Source organism: Aeribacillus sp. FSL K6-3256 (assembly GCF_037965805.1).
In the GTDB taxonomy this organism is placed as follows: domain Bacteria; phylum Bacillota; class Bacilli; order Bacillales; family Aeribacillaceae; genus Aeribacillus; species Aeribacillus composti.
In genome coordinates this window covers 3,478,987-3,493,547 of sequence record NZ_CP150188.1, presented here as the reverse complement: position 1 = coordinate 3,493,547, position 14,561 = coordinate 3,478,987, and the positions used below count along the sequence as shown (strand labels likewise).

The following is a 14,561-nucleotide window of genomic DNA, read 5'->3' as shown; positions in this document are numbered from 1 at the left end:
ATTTTTTAGAGCTTCGGCAAGCAATCAGAAACATCATGCCGCTATACCTTCTGATTTTTATCTGCCTATTTTTTGACTGATTTCTATAAATCCCTACCATTTTGAAATTTGATTGATCGAGAGGGGCTCGAAACTCTAAGACAATCAATCTCATTGAAACAATTTTAGTATCGGCTATTCAGTTTATGGGATTCGAAAACTTTAAGACGATGAATCTTGGACTTTGCCAGCATTTTTTCTACCTACGCTATATGGTTTAAGGTGGGCATTTCAGGAGGCTGGCAAGGTCTTTTTTATTGAAGTGCATTACTTTTGGACACCTGTATCAAGCGGAACGATGAAGGTTTCAGTCATTTCTGTTTTTTTCTAAATCTAAATGTTTTTCCTCTTTTATATTCATTGTTCATCATTTGTCATCATGTGGTTTACTTTTCATTTTCATATGATAAAATTTCTTCAAAAACTGACTAAACTAATATGTATTATATGATATCCGACCGGATGACCGGAGGACACAATCCTCAAAGTATGGGAATGTGTCCTTTTTTATATATTTCCATACTTTGATGAAATCAAGAAAGGAGGCTATGAGATTGGTATAAGACTTCCTGTATAAAAGCTAATTCGGAAATAAAAAAGATTGATAGGTAGGAGGAGTCATCCCGATGTATAAGGAGATAAATAAATATTTCTTAACTCTACTTGTTATTATATCACTTTTGATCACACAAGCTTGTTCCAATCCAAAAGTTTCCGGATCCAACACGAATGAAAGCACTGCTGCTGCACAAAAGGAAAACGATCAAGAGACAGTCACTATTACCATTGGATATCAAAGTCCTACAGCGCAAACATGGGGAGCACTCATTATTAAAAACCAAAAATTATATGAGAAGTATTTGAAACAATTACATCCTGATAAGAATTTCAAGATTGAATGGTTTGACGCTCCAGCAGGATCTGTATTGAATAACAATATGGTGGGTGGAAAGATTCAAATTTCATTTTTAGGTGACATGCCGTCCTTGTTAAACGGTGTTATGGGGATTACACAGAAAAATTACCGCTCTGTTTTTATTGCTTTTGATGGAAAAGGTAAAAATGGACGTAATCAAGCTATTTTAGTACCAAAAGGCAGTGATATTAAGGATGTTAAGGATCTTGAAGGAAAAACAGTATCTACCCCGATTGGAAGCAGTGCACATCGCATGCTTCTCGATGCTCTGGAGCAAAATAATATGGTCGATAAAGTTAAAATTATCGATCAGTCCGTAACACTTGGAATGCAAAGTATTGAACAAAATAAAATCGCTGCCCATTCCTCATGGGAGCCATATCCCAGCCTGATTACGAAAAAAGATATTGGGAATGTACTGCTGTCAGGAGAAGAAACGAATCGAGATTATTTAGCAGGAGTTGTCGCAAATAGAGATTGGGCAGAAAAAAATAAAAGCTATGTGGTTGCTTTTCTGGCAGCATTAAGCGATGCCCATCAATTGGTATTAGATGATCCGGAGAAAGCAGCTAAAATCTTTGCAGAAGAAAGTAAATTTCCTATAGATATTACTTTAAAAATGGCGAAAAATATTCGTTTTGATTCAGCCATTTATCAAAAAGATTTAGATACGTTAAGCAGCAGTGTGGATTTTTTGATTCGTATTGATAAGTTAAAAGAAAAGTTAAACTTGGATGAATTTGTAGATGATACTTATTTAAGAGAAGCTGTTGAATTGTTAGGTAAAAATTATTTGGATAATAAAGAATTGAAAGGTGATTGGAGTAAGGAGAAGGTGTATTGATGTCTTATACAGTTCAAATGGAAAATAAAAAGAGTGAAACAGGTCAACGTGATTTGGTAAAAGTCAATGTAAGACGGACCAGTATTAAAGTGATTTCCATACTCATCTTTTTGTTCATATGGTATTTGGTTGTTCATTTTAATATTCAATGGCCTTTACAGTTTGGGAATTTGCCCAAACCAACGGAAATCATCATAACCTGGCTTCAGAAATTTGGGGAGATAGATTATTATATTAATATTTCCGTAAGTCTTTTTCGCGTATTGGCAGGTATTCTTCTCGGTTTATTCACCAGCGCACCTATTGGAATGTGGATTGGACTTTCACACAATAAAATAAGCGAAGGGATATTTACGATCCTTGAATTGTTCCGGCCCATTCCTTTAATTGCTTATTTGCCTGTAGCAATGCTTCTTTTTCATACTATCGAAAGCAGTATTATTTTCATTACGTTAATCGGTGCATTTTTCCCAATTTTAATAAATACTATGGATGCAACAAGACAAGTTTCGCCAACCCTTATTCAAGCTGCCCGCTGTTTAGGAAGCGGTAGGACCCATTTGATAAGCAGAGTTTATTTACCCGCGGTATTATCCCAGTTATTCACTGGTTTGTCAGTAGGAGTCAGTGCATCCTGGATGGGGGTTATTACGGCAGAAATGATGTCAGGGAAAACGGGAATTGGCTACGCCACCTGGCAGGCTTATCAATTGATGGATTATCATAATTCGATTATTGGCATGTTCACCATAGGAATACTTGGTTATGTATCAGTTGCCTTTGTGCGATTGATTGAAAAACAGATCATTAAATGGCAATAAAATATAAAATTTTTCCATGAAGGGAACGAGACCTATGTCTGTTGAAATCCATAATGTAACCAAATCCTTTAAAGTAGGGACAGAAGAAGTGATAGCTTTAGATCGTATTTCATTGTCCATTAAAGAAAAAGAATTCCTTTGTTTACTGGGGCCATCGGGATGCGGGAAAAGCACTTTATTAAAGTTAATAGCAGGAATCGATCAGCCGGATGATGGAGAGATTTTATTTGATGGTCAAAGGGTGAGGGAGCCGTCCAAAGAAAGGGGAGTAGTCTTTCAGGATTATGCTCTCTTTCCATGGCTGACTGTTCGAAAAAACATTCTCTTTGGATTGGAATTAGCGAAAGTAGATCCTCATAAAAAGAAGTCTATTCTAGATGAATATTTGCAGTTATTTGAATTGCATGAAGCGGCTGATTTATATCCTAATCAATTATCAGGCGGGATGAAACAGCGTGTAGCAATTGCCAGAGCCTTATGTTTAAAACCTGAATTGTTACTTCTGGACGAACCTTTTGCCGCGTTAGACCCGTTTCTTAGACAAAAACTGCAGGATGAACTTTTACGGATCTGGAATGTAGAAAAAATTACGTTTATATTGGTAACTCATGATATTGAAGAAGCAATTTATTTAGCGGATCGAATAGTTGTACTTACTCCCAAACCAGGGAAAATTAACGAAGTTATTCCCGTCCATTTGCCACGGCCGCGTTCACGAACGGATTCTCATTTTATCGAAATCCGCAATAGAATTATCCGTTTATTAAATCCTCAGAGCACTAATGATTCTGAGGTGACGAATAAAATAACTATGTCTGCAGGAATACCATAATTAACACAATGACTTGCCCGCTTTAAAAATAGAATTTTATTCAGTAAGTTTACAATATAATGAATCTGTAAAAGACAGTCTATTCTTTTAGTCTGCAAATGAGATTTAGAAAAAATGGGGCGGTTGTTTATGATATGTTTTTATAGTCAACAATATATCGTTCACTTGACTAATAAATTATAGTTTGAAGATAGGAATAATATGTGTTATAAAATTAGTAAAAATATTTTAAAATTTTATAAAAATGACTGATTGGACAACCAAAAGCTCTTAACTTTTTTTGTTAAGGGCTTTTTTGTATTTTGAGCTTCATAATTAGGTGGAAGGGAGAATGGAGTATGTCAGCTGATCGTATGAATTTAATCACCATGCAAGAAGCTATGGACTTTCTAGGAGTAAGTCGTTCTACCATTGATCGTTGGAGAAAGCATAAACAATTACCATTTATTAAAATTGGAAAAGAAGTGTTCTTTGATAAGGAAATCCTAATCAAATGGCTGTATAACCATACACAGATTAACACTCCTGCATCCTTGCCGCAAAATCCGCAGTCTCATTCCATCCCGATTACTGTAGGTTACCAAAGCGGTACCGCTCATATGTGGAGTGCGGTTTTAATAAAAGAATTAAATCTGTTTGAGGAAGAGCTGAAAAAAATGTTTCCGCATCATTCATTTTCAATCAAATGGAGAAACGCTTCCAAAGGGATTGAATTAGTGGAAGACATGATAAAAGGGACCGTTCAGATTGCCTCTTTGGGAGACTATCCCATCATGCTGAGTTTTGAATTTAGCCGGTTATTGCCTACATTTCAATCAGTCCTGTTAGCGTTTGATGGAAAAACAACAAATGGAAAAGGAATTTCTCTTGTGGCACAGAAAGAAACCTTTATTGAAGATGTATCAGATTTGGTCAATGTTTCTATATCAACCGTCAGTTTTTCGAGTGCTGAACATCGTTTAAAACGATTGTTATGCTCCATCGGAGACTCTCATCCTCAAATTATTAATCAAGATATGGAGATGAGTATGAAAGGGATTGTTCAACAAAGGATTGGAGCAAGTGTTATGTGGGAGCCTTACCCTAGTTTAATTAATTATTATCAAGCAGGAAATGTATTTTTTGAAACTGGTATGGGCGATGATTATTTGACAGGAATTGTTTCTGAGCAGAACTGGTGCAAACAGAATGAAGAAATCGTTGTCGCTTACTTAAAGGCTCATTTATGTGCCCATAAGATTCTTAGAGAGGATCCTTCCTCAGCGGCAAAAGTATTATCCCGCTCAACTGGCGTTCCAACAGAAGTAGTCTCACAGATTATTACGAGGGTCCGTTGGGATGCGGCTATTTATGCCCGTGATTTAGGAACGATTGGTAAATTTCATACGACAGAATATAACGATCGTTTTCAGAATTTTAATGGGATCACTGCAAATGATGATTATTTACAGATGGCTATCAGCGAGTTAAAACTTCCGATGCTTCCTTCTATTTATATGCGAGATGAATGGTCTGAAGAAGATTTATATTAGAATCATGATGATAAGAATGGGAACCCAATTTTTTATTTAGAAGGTTCCCATTCTTACTGGAAAAATCATGATCGGAACGATCTTGAAATTTATCGGATCAAATATGGAATTTTGACGGTCACAGCGTCCACCGGACAATCCGTTTGACATGGTGTACAGTACCAGCATTCATCGTACTTCATATAAGCTTTTTTCTCATCATCTAAAGCCAAAATTCCCATTGGACATACTTGAACACATATTTCACATCCGATACATTTATCGCGATCGATAATGACACTTGCTTCAACATTTTGTTGGATTAGTTTAGGAGACAGATTGCTCATGGCCTGTTTCCTCCTTTTTAAATAGATCATAGTAAGACTGTGTAAAACCGGAATCATCCAATATTTGAGGAGGGAGATCCCGAGTGTATAATTTCATTTTTCCATCGGCGCCTTTTTTCACAACCACTCTTTTTAGCCAGTTTTGATCATCTCTTTCCGGATAATCTAAATAATAGTGGTAGAATCCCCATCTGCTTTCTTTCCGGAAAAGGGATGACCTGGCCATCATTTCGGCGCAATCTACAATACTATGGACTTCCAAAGCTCTGCCGAGTTCATGCGGATCCCTAGCGCCTAATAAATTTAAATCCACTTTTCGAAAATGTTCTATTTTCTTCAGAGCAATATCCATTTTTGTGGTGGTTTTTGGCGGCATTAGATATTGTGTAACGATATTTCGAATTTTATATTCTACTTGATGATGAGGAACGCCGTCCGGATTTTGAAGAGGCTTATAAATCCGCTCTCTTTCTGCTTCAATTTGGCTGATGTCTGGTTCAATTTCAGATTGGGAAGAGGCAAAACGAGCTGCATTGATACCTGCTATTTTTCCGAAAGTCAAAGCTCCCAGTAAATATTGATGTGGTACGCACGCCATATCACCTGCGGCATAAAGTCCTTTCATGGACGTCTCGGCTTCATGATTCACCAAAACGCCTGCCGCACTGTGCCCGCTGCAAAGACCAATTTCTGAAAAATGCAGCTCCACCATATCCGTTCGATAGTCATTTCCTCTGCCTTTATGAAAAGTCCCCCGACTAGGCCGTTCATTATAGTGAAGAATTGCTTCAATTTTTTGAATAACTTTTTCATCAAGATGATCCATTTTTAAATAAAGTGGAGATTCCCCTTGATTGGCGAGTTTCCACATATTCATAATTAGTTCGCCGCTCCAATAATCGCAGCCAGTTACTCGCTTTCCTTCTGCATTAGCAGTATAGCCTCCATATGGTCCGGCTACATAGGCACATGCAGGTCCATTATAGTCTTTCATGGTAGGATTAATTTGATAACATTCAATTCCTGTGAGTTCTGCACCTGCATGGTATGCCATTGCGAATCCTTCGCCAGAATTGGTCGGATTTTCATATGTTCCATAGAGATAGCCGCTATCGGTTAAACTCATGCGTCCGGCAGCTCCTGCTGTCAAGATTACGGCTTTTGCATGAACAATAATGAAATCACCATTGATTACATCTAGTCCCATGGCACCGACGACGGTATTGTCATGTGTTAGCAATCTAGTAACCATCACACGATTAACCACTTTACACTTAGCCTTTCTCACCTGTCTAGCCAATATTTGTTTTAAGTTGCTGGCTTTAGGCATCGGTAAAACATATCGACCTTTTCGATGCACCCGATGAACAACAAATTGACCATTTTCATCTTTTTCAAAATCCACTCCCCAGGAATCGAGTTCCTTTACTACTTCGTAACATTCCTTTGCTTGGCGGTATACAGCGATTTGATCAACGATTCCATCATTGGCTTCTGTTATTTCCAACGTATACTCCTCAGGTGTTGCGTATCCGGGAATTACTGCATTATTTAGACCATCCATCCCCATGGAGATAGCACCGCTTCTCCTAATATCCGCCTTATCTAAAATCAGCACTTCTAATTCAGGATTTGTTTCTTTCGCTTTAATCGCAGCCATCGTTCCTGCTGTACCTCCGCCAACAATCAAAACATCAGTTACATACTTTTTTGTTTCCATGAGATCACATCTTCCTTTTATATCATTTTAGTTTTACGATTGTGTCTTTTTGTAACCATGACACTGATATAGATAAAAAAAGAGACACAATCTCATATAGAAAAATTGTGCCTCTGGTGGTCCAGTCGACAAATATAAAATTTATAAATTTAGTCGGATTTGGTTTGTAAACACAATCTAACATGAAGAATTTTTGATTACAATGCTTTGATGATTAATGACTTCCAATGATGAACTATGAAGAAATAAGAGGGGGTGCTTCACTCCAATCCGCTGCGTTGATTACTTTTCGTTGTCATCCTCTTTTTCATCGAGGGAATGAAACCCGAATGCTAGGGTGAGAGATATGAAATTTGGTTTAGCAAGAAGGAGACTTGTACCCGTATTGAAAATTAAGTAAGGCTATCAACCATATGTCTAGTGAAAGAATCAAAATAAGGAGGATGCTACCCGTTATGATACGGATACAGATGATGAAAAAAGAAGATGGCTCACGTTTGGGAAAAGTCGTGAAATCGTTTGCCTGCAAACTTCATCTAAATAGATACATCACAAAACTCAGGACATTTGGTGGAAGATTTGGTTGAGATGCTGTGCCATTGACCGCCAGAACGGTCAATGGATATGCAGTGAGGCTTTAACAGCATTACTTGAGCGTTTACAGTAAAACTGAAAAAAATGCCTTTCTCTGCTGTTTTGAATTGTAGCGGCTGGAAGCGTTCAAAAATCTAGTAAAAAACTTCATTATTTAAATTCCTATTAATAAGTTTGAAATTTTAGGTTGACATTTCTTATAGGTAGTTTTATATTATTTGCAGAACATATGTTCTTTTTGGTAAGAATATTAATACTTGTCCTAGCTGTTACGATTTTTAATCTTTCCCCCTCTTATGTTTTCCTCTTATTTTTATTCTCCCTCGAAAGGACGATCTCCATTATGAAAGAATACCTCGATTTGAAGATGGATTTCATGTTTAAGCAGCTGTTCGGCAACCCGAACCGCAAGTCGCTTACCATTGCTTTTTTGAATGCGATTTTACATCGGAGCGAAGCAGATCGCATTGTCGATGTTCAGTTTGAAAGCACGGAGCTGACGAAAGAGACAGAAGATGGAAAAATGAACCGGCTTGATGTACTGGTGCTGACGGATCGAAGCGAGCGTATCAATGTGGAAATTCAAATCGTAAATCAGCACGATTTACCGGAACGAATTTTGTATTACTGGGCGAGGGTTTTCTCCCGGTCATTAGCAAAAGGACAGCCGTACAGCATGCTTCCCCCTACCTTTATGATTACCATCATTAATTATCGGCTTTTTCCTCATGAAACGGAGCGATTTCATACGGTTTTCCATATACGAGAAGATGAAGAACATTTTCTTTGGAGTCCGCACCTTGAATTTCACGTCATTGATTTACAGCAGTTTATGGTAAAATGGAAGAAATATAACAGAGAAATAAAACGATTGCCAGAGTATCCGTGGCTGATGATGCTGTCAGCAGTAGACGCCAAAAAGGGGAAAATCGATGAGTTTATGCTCAGTGAACTGGAGGTGTTTGCGATGAATGAGCAGGAAATTCGTGAAGCGCTGGAAGAATGGGAAAGCTTAAGCGTCAACCCGGTAAACCGTTATGAATACGAAATGCGTTTGAAATGGCTGCGGGACCAATTGTCAAACCTTCAAGGCGAACGGCGGGCAGGATGGGAGGAAGGGCTGAATCAGGGCCGGGAAGAAGGAGTTCGACAGGTAGCCATAGAAATGCTTCGTTCAGGGCTAGAACAGGAAGTTATTATGTCAGTTACGAAATTAACTGAAGAAGAGCTAGATGAGCTGAAGAAGAAACTATTGGATGAATGACTTTTTTGACCATGAGTAGAATAGTTCATTTTATGTGAAAAGAGGTATGAACTAAAATTTTTTTCATGTCTCCAGTGGATGGCGAAAAGTGAAAAATCGAAACTGGAGGTGTTGGCGATGAATGAGCAGGAAATTCGTGAAGCGCTGGAAGAATGGGAAAGCTTAAGCGTCAACCCGGTAAACCGTTATGAATATGAAATGCGTTTGAAATGGCTGCGGGACCAATTGTCAAACCTTCAAGGCGAACGGCGGGCAGGATGGGAGGAAGGGCTGAAAAAAGGGTTAAAGCAAGGCCGGGAAGAAGGAGTTCGACAGGTAGCCATAGAAATGCTTCGTTCAGAGCTAGAACAGGAAGTTATTATGTCAGTTACGAAATTAACTGAAGAAGAGCTAGATGAACTGAAAAAGAAACTATCCTCCAACTCCTTTTAAGCGGGAAGGAACGAGACTCTCATTACATGACTAACTATTGCCAGCTGTTCAGGTCAATTTTGTAAAAAGGAAGTTACCTGAATTTTGTGGACGAGATAGAGGAGTTATACTTGTTATTCCAGTAAAATGGGAGTGCTGCAAAGCATGTGCCAACATTGAAGGCGCCTGCCAGCGCGCACGAACTTGAAAACTTTCCTCCCTTGACGGGGATTCACGGAATCAGACGTATGCAATCGATGAGCTGACAGGCGAAATGATTTATTGGCTCTGGTGCCAGTAAATGGTTGATAACAATTTATTCATTATTCGTGTGATGCTCCCATTTAGCTTTCTACCCGATCCACTGTTTCGCAATGGGAATTCTTTTAATGACGAAATAATCCAAAACCCACACTATCAATAGTGACGCGCCTACTAATGGGAAGAAAAGACCTAGAACAATGACAATGACGGCTACTCCCTTTAACATTTTAAAGTTTTCTGGCAAAGCCGGAGCACCCAATTTGCCTTTCGGTTTTCGCTTCCACCACATTATAACGCTACTTACAACAATCATTATAATGCCAATAGTTAATGCAAGCATGAACAGCTGGCTAATGAATCCAAATTCTCCTTGATGAAATGCAATGCCTAGTGAAATTAATTTTCCCAATGCACCATAGTCACTCCATGCAAATTTAGCTAAAACTTTTCCGCTGTATTGATCTATATGCAGCGTTTGTTGTGCCCAAGGCAGTGGGCGGTTAGGATAGACGTCAGCAGGATCTAAAAAGATCGTATATACACCGGTTTCTCCATCAGGAAATGCAATTCTATATCCCGGTTGGACGTTGTTTTTTTCTGCAATTTGCATAACTTTATCAACAGAAATTGTTTTCACCCCATTGGGACTTGATTCGGGCACAGGTAAGTTTTCAGCTGCCCAAGGAACATCTGCTATTTCTTTTGTTGGCATTGTTGATTTAGGAAATGCATATTTTTCCCATGGTTGATCTCCTTCCGGGTTTCCGGAAATGGGATCAACGATACGATGTGCCATGCTTCCCCAAACACCGGACCACATGAGTCCAGAAAATAATTGTACGACGATAAAAAGAGAAAGCCAGATTGCTGTAACGGCATGCATATCGCGCCAAAACGTGCGGTTTCTTTTACTCAGGTTTATTCGCGGAATCAATGTCCCAAAAAGAGATTTTCTATTTCGCGGCCACCATAAGTAAACACCAGTAATAATTAGGATAATGAACCAGCAAGCGGAGAGCTCTACTAACCAGTTTCCAATGGTGCCGCCCCATAATTCACCGTTATGCAAATCTTTCACCCATGCCATGAAGCGTGCATTCTCATTTAACTTTCCAATAATGTCGCCGTTGTATGGATTAACAAACACAGATATACTTTCCCCGTTCACCATTATTTCAACCTCAGATGACCTGTCCGGCGCAAAGGAAGGTGTAAAACCTGTAATTTTTGCATGTGGATAATTCTTTTTCACTTCATAAATCTGTTCTGTAGATGAAATTTTATGCTGTCCTTGTTGGACGTAATAAAGATCATGGTACATGTAATTTTCAATTTGCGGTTTAAACAGGTAAATTCCTCCGGTAATAGACAAAAAAATAATCAGCGGTGCGAAAAAAATCCCTGCGTAAAAATGCCATCTCCATACTGTTTTATATAAAGAAGCTTTCGTTTGTTTATCAGTGAATGCTTTTGAATCCTTTGCTACTGCATCTATTCTTTCAAATTCCATTGTTTTCACCCTTTTTTTAAGCAATGATAAAAACTTTTATAGATCATGTCGATATAACCTCAACAATTGCAATGCGGTTTTTTCCTTATGAATTGTATTTTTCATATGGTCAATAATAGAGCCTTCCTTTATAAACAGAATTTGATCGCCTGCTTCTGCGGCAACATCCATCATATGAGTGGAAAAAATGATGATTGTGCCTTTCATCTTTTGTTCTTTTATCAAATTGACAAACTGATCAATCCAAAATGGGTCTAAACCATTTGTTGGCTCATCTAACAAGAGCAGTTTTGGATTTCCTAACAATGCTTGTCCTAATAATAGTCTTTGCCTCATTCCTTTTGATACATTTTTCACTAGTTCTCTTTTAAATTCTTCCAAACCTATTTTTTTTAAAATGTCTTGTACAGATGATTGATCTTTTTTCCGCAGTTTGGCATAAAATGATAAAAATTCTTGAAGCGTCATGAATTGCTGAGCATGAAAATCATCGGGCATGTAGCCGATCTGCTCGATATAGTTTTTTCTGTTTTTAATTAGACTGATATTGTTTAAAACAATGTCCCCGGAGGACGGTTTTGAAATACCCGCCAAAATGCGAAGAAGCGTGCTTTTTCCGGCTCCGTTTCCGCCGCATAATACGATGCATTCCCCTTTTTTTGCTTCCAGTGACATGGAAGAAAGCACAACTTTTGTTTTATATTTTTTTGAAACGTCGGAGACTTGTAATGTTGTCATTGTCTTTTCTTCCTTTCAAGCTTCCAGACGGAAAATGCAAGCATGATGCTTGAAAAGATGAACATATAACCGACGAACAGCACCCATAACGCTTTTGTTTGCATAAAAGAGATGAGCTCGTCGTATGATTGTCCAAAAACAGCTCCGCCGTCAAGCTGAACAACGAATACTATACGGAGCAATTCCGCCGGATTACAGAATAAAGATGCTTTTATAAGCGGAGCTATCATCGGATAAGGGACAAAGCTCAAAACGGAAATGACTGCAGTCGGCCATATCATGATAAGAAAAAACCACACGCCGACCGAAAGTATGAGAGCTTGCCATCTCGTTTCTGAAAACGAGCCAATGGTCAAGCCGATGACGAGAAAAAACCATATTAGCGAGATAGAAAAAATATATAAAATGAGCACCCATTTCAAAGATAATGAACTTCCCAATAAAGTGCCGACCAAAAGGCTCAAACTGAAGCTTAAGCTGAAGATGGCAGATTGTGCGGTCAATTGCCCGCAAAGCTTCCCAACCCAATAGGCAATAGTCGGCAACGGATACGTGCATAAAAGACTCCACTGGCCATTTTCCATTTCATTCGCGATGGAAAACGATCCAGCCACCAGCATAAACAGTGGTACGATGTACAGCACAATGTTGGCGATTGTGCCTGTCATGTTTGTATAGCCTGTGAGAGCAGGGTTATTCCGCTCTAACAAAAATAGTAATGATAAAACGAAAATCCATAGAAACACAAACGTGTAAGAAGAACGCTGCCTGATTGTCAAACGCCATTCGGCTTTCCATATGTTCCGCATAATTCCTCCCGCTGTAAAAAAAGGGCACTTATAAATTTGCCCTTCATTCATGTGAATGATCATTGCCCTCATCCATGTGGCTGTGGTCGCCATTCATATCCGTATGACCAGCCTGCATATTCTTTTCCATCATTTCTTTATTCATTTTCCATTTATGATCTTGCAATTGATCGAAGTTTAATATTTTTCCGCTATTTTTTGAAATGAAGGCTTCAGCATCTTTTTTATTTTGGAAAGAAATGACGTTGTAGGCCATTGGCGTCCGTATCGATTGATCATACACGTAGGTTGCTTTATCAGATTCAACCCATTCTTTCGAATGATAATCTCTAACGAATTCCGCTTCGATGTTTTCATTTTTATTTTCGCTTTTCCATTTATACATACATCCGATATCATCAAAAACGAATGTTTTGCCATTTTTTAAAATAAGCTGTGTTGCAAACTGATTATCCATTACAGCCATGTTACATTGAGCGCATTTATCGTTTTTTTCATCAATGGCTCTTGGCGACACTTCCTTTTTTCCGCACGCAGCAGTGATAATCAGTAGAGCGCATAACATGAAAATGAAATACATTTTACGCATCCTCTTTTTTCCTCCCTATCCTCCATAAAGTAATGCTTCCTAAAAACAAGAGAAGACTGAAAACAATGATCACTCCAGAAGATGACTTTGATTCATCTTGTATTTGAGCTGTCATAAGCGGCGAGTCATCCGTCATCGCTTCATTGTCTGGACTTTTCCATAATTTTTGCAATACAACCATGCCTGGTGAATGGAAAAACAGCTGGTATTCTGGAATATCCTGCGTCAAACTTAAAAAGAACGGATTCGTTTTATAAGGTATGTCACTATAACCGGATCCATCGGCATCAAGCTTTAGAGAGGCGTCCCAATAATTCCTTTTCACTTCATTGTCCGAGCTGCTCAAAGCTTGAGCTTCATTTACATTGCTAATAAACGTATTGTTTGAAACGATGTTTCCGTTCGCCTCTTTGAATTGAATGCCAATAAAATTCCCACGCATTTCATTGGATAAAATAAGGTTATTGGAGGCGCTTTCGGCAAAAATACCAACTCGATTATAAGAAATATTATTGCGGACCACCTTTGTCTCTGTCGCATCAAATAAAAGAATCCCCTGAGCATGAACATTGCGGTTGTTAAAAATGAATTCATTTTTTTCGATTTTTCCACCCTTTGTTTCCATGACCATCGCTCCTGCCACGTTATTTTTGGAAATGTTTTTTTGAATTGTTATGTGGTCAGAATACATAATGTGTATGCCGTAATTTGATTGCTGGATGAGGTTTTGGACGGCCGTTGTATAATCGCTTTGCTCCATATAAATCCCATCTCTCACTTTTTCGATTCTGACTTTTTCAATGACATTTTGTTCTGACTTCCATAAATCAATCCCGTTATGTTGTTTTTCACCTTTTATCGAGCTTTGTGTGATGACGGTGTGATAGGCGTGTTCAAGCTTTAACCCGATCCCCTTTGTACGAATATGAACGTGTTCAATTCGGTGATGATTTCCTGATACTTGTATAGCGGCAGCGTTTTTCTCTTGGCTGCATTGAATGACCGTTACGTTTTTTACTGAAACGCGTTGACCTTTGATGGAGATGACGGGTTCTTTACGGCAGGATTGAATGGTTACTTGTCCATTTCCTTGTAACGTAACAGGTTTTGAGAGCACAATTGATTCATGATAAACGCCTCTCGGTATTCTCACGATTGAGTGCTCTGGAGCTTGATCAATCAGATATTGCAATGTGCTTTCGGCATGGATGCTGGATGGATGTGTCCAAAAAAGCATCAAAAAAACGATTAAATACCATAATTTTTTCATGACGGAATCCTTTTTTCAGTGTCATTGTTCTAATTGAAGGTTAGCGTATAATTGTGTGAAAACTATGAAGCCTATTTGGATA

The 14,561-nt window shown here is 38.5% G+C and carries 13 protein-coding genes; 6 read left to right on the top strand and 7 right to left on the bottom strand.

Features of this window, described 5'->3' with window-relative positions; genetic code table 11:
- The first annotated feature begins 665 nt into the window (after window positions 1–665).
- The 4 genes from NSQ84_RS16785 (at window position 666) to NSQ84_RS16770 (ending at window position 4,984) form a co-directional block, all read left to right on the top strand.
- A complete protein-coding gene (locus tag NSQ84_RS16785; protein WP_327873703.1) occupies window positions 666–1,799 on the top strand; it encodes an ABC transporter substrate-binding protein in 1,134 nt (377 codons plus the stop codon).
- Window positions 1,799–2,620: an ABC transporter permease gene (locus NSQ84_RS16780; protein ID WP_327873702.1), complete on the top strand. Its 822-nt coding sequence runs from the start codon at window positions 1,799–1,801 to the stop codon at window positions 2,618–2,620. The genes NSQ84_RS16785 and NSQ84_RS16780 overlap by 1 nt, the downstream gene beginning before the upstream one ends.
- Before the next feature lie 34 nt (window positions 2,621–2,654).
- Window positions 2,655–3,452 carry an ABC transporter ATP-binding protein gene (locus NSQ84_RS16775; RefSeq protein WP_144597786.1) on the top strand — a complete coding sequence of 266 codons (798 nt, stop codon included), beginning with the start codon at window positions 2,655–2,657 and terminating at the stop codon, window positions 3,450–3,452.
- 338 nt (window positions 3,453–3,790) lie between these two features.
- Complete coding sequence (locus NSQ84_RS16770; protein WP_144597785.1) at window positions 3,791–4,984, top strand: helix-turn-helix domain-containing protein; 1,194 nt, start codon at window positions 3,791–3,793, stop codon at window positions 4,982–4,984.
- Window positions 4,985–5,073: 89 nt separating this feature from the next.
- On the opposite strand, the gene NSQ84_RS16765 is transcribed toward NSQ84_RS16770, so the two are convergent.
- Window positions 5,074–5,310 carry a ferredoxin family protein gene (locus NSQ84_RS16765; protein ID WP_144597784.1) on the bottom strand — a complete coding sequence of 79 codons (237 nt, stop codon included), beginning with the start codon at window positions 5,308–5,310 and terminating at the stop codon, window positions 5,074–5,076.
- On the bottom strand, window positions 5,291–7,030 hold the full coding sequence (locus NSQ84_RS16760; RefSeq protein ID WP_327873701.1) for a fumarate reductase/succinate dehydrogenase flavoprotein subunit: 1,740 nt from the start codon (window positions 7,028–7,030) through the stop codon (window positions 5,291–5,293). The genes NSQ84_RS16765 and NSQ84_RS16760 overlap by 20 nt, the downstream gene beginning before the upstream one ends.
- A gap of 934 nt (window positions 7,031–7,964) precedes the next feature.
- Here NSQ84_RS16760 and NSQ84_RS16755 point away from each other — a divergent pair.
- Both NSQ84_RS16755 and NSQ84_RS16750 read left to right on the top strand, forming a co-directional pair.
- Entirely contained in the window at window positions 7,965–8,888 is a 924-nt protein-coding gene (locus NSQ84_RS16755) for an Rpn family recombination-promoting nuclease/putative transposase (protein WP_327873720.1), read from the top strand.
- A gap of 117 nt (window positions 8,889–9,005) precedes the next feature.
- Window positions 9,006–9,320: a hypothetical protein gene (locus tag NSQ84_RS16750; protein WP_327873700.1), complete on the top strand. Its 315-nt coding sequence runs from the start codon at window positions 9,006–9,008 to the stop codon at window positions 9,318–9,320.
- A gap of 331 nt (window positions 9,321–9,651) precedes the next feature.
- Here NSQ84_RS16750 and NSQ84_RS16745 read toward each other — a convergent pair whose 3' ends face one another.
- Genes NSQ84_RS16745 through NSQ84_RS16725 form a run of 5 tightly spaced genes read right to left on the bottom strand, consistent with a single transcriptional unit; the run spans window position 9,652 to window position 14,479 of the window.
- On the bottom strand, window positions 9,652–11,073 hold the full coding sequence (locus NSQ84_RS16745; protein ID WP_327873699.1) for a PepSY domain-containing protein: 1,422 nt from the start codon (window positions 11,071–11,073) through the stop codon (window positions 9,652–9,654).
- 36 nt (window positions 11,074–11,109) lie between these two features.
- Entirely contained in the window at window positions 11,110–11,811 is a 702-nt protein-coding gene (locus tag NSQ84_RS16740) for an ABC transporter ATP-binding protein (protein WP_327859266.1), read from the bottom strand.
- Window positions 11,808–12,620: an ABC transporter permease subunit gene (locus NSQ84_RS16735; protein ID WP_327873698.1), complete on the bottom strand. Its 813-nt coding sequence runs from the start codon at window positions 12,618–12,620 to the stop codon at window positions 11,808–11,810. The genes NSQ84_RS16740 and NSQ84_RS16735 overlap by 4 nt, the downstream gene beginning before the upstream one ends.
- Window positions 12,621–12,663: 43 nt before the next feature.
- Window positions 12,664–13,209, bottom strand: a complete 546-nt coding sequence (locus NSQ84_RS16730) for a nitrous oxide reductase accessory protein NosL (RefSeq protein ID WP_339212135.1) — start codon at window positions 13,207–13,209, stop codon at window positions 12,664–12,666.
- Entirely contained in the window at window positions 13,202–14,479 is a 1,278-nt protein-coding gene (locus tag NSQ84_RS16725) for a NosD domain-containing protein (protein ID WP_327873696.1), read from the bottom strand. Before NSQ84_RS16725 ends, NSQ84_RS16730 begins: the two co-directional genes overlap by 8 nt.
- Window positions 14,480–14,561 lie beyond the last annotated feature (82 nt).

Excerpts from the sequence above, each read along its gene's own strand:
- NSQ84_RS16740 (WP_327859266.1), bottom strand. The coding sequence starts at position 11,811 with ATGACAACATTACAAGTCTCCGACGTTTCAAAAAAATATAAAACAAAA.
- NSQ84_RS16725 (WP_327873696.1), bottom strand. The coding sequence starts at position 14,479 with ATGAAAAAATTATGGTATTTAATCGTTTTTTTGATGCTTTTTTGGACA.
- NSQ84_RS16775 (WP_144597786.1), top strand. The coding sequence starts at position 2,655 with ATGTCTGTTGAAATCCATAATGTAACCAAATCCTTTAAAGTAGGGACA.
- NSQ84_RS16730 (WP_339212135.1), bottom strand. The coding sequence starts at position 13,209 with ATGCGTAAAATGTATTTCATTTTCATGTTATGCGCTCTACTGATTATC.
- NSQ84_RS16735 (WP_327873698.1), bottom strand. The coding sequence starts at position 12,620 with ATGCGGAACATATGGAAAGCCGAATGGCGTTTGACAATCAGGCAGCGT.
- NSQ84_RS16760 (WP_327873701.1), bottom strand. The coding sequence starts at position 7,030 with ATGGAAACAAAAAAGTATGTAACTGATGTTTTGATTGTTGGCGGAGGT.
- NSQ84_RS16780 (WP_327873702.1), top strand. The coding sequence starts at position 1,799 with ATGTCTTATACAGTTCAAATGGAAAATAAAAAGAGTGAAACAGGTCAA.
- NSQ84_RS16765 (WP_144597784.1), bottom strand. The coding sequence starts at position 5,310 with ATGAGCAATCTGTCTCCTAAACTAATCCAACAAAATGTTGAAGCAAGT.
- NSQ84_RS16770 (WP_144597785.1), top strand. The coding sequence starts at position 3,791 with ATGTCAGCTGATCGTATGAATTTAATCACCATGCAAGAAGCTATGGAC.
- NSQ84_RS16750 (WP_327873700.1), top strand. The coding sequence starts at position 9,006 with ATGAATGAGCAGGAAATTCGTGAAGCGCTGGAAGAATGGGAAAGCTTA.
- NSQ84_RS16785 (WP_327873703.1), top strand. The coding sequence starts at position 666 with ATGTATAAGGAGATAAATAAATATTTCTTAACTCTACTTGTTATTATA.
- NSQ84_RS16745 (WP_327873699.1), bottom strand. The coding sequence starts at position 11,073 with ATGGAATTTGAAAGAATAGATGCAGTAGCAAAGGATTCAAAAGCATTC.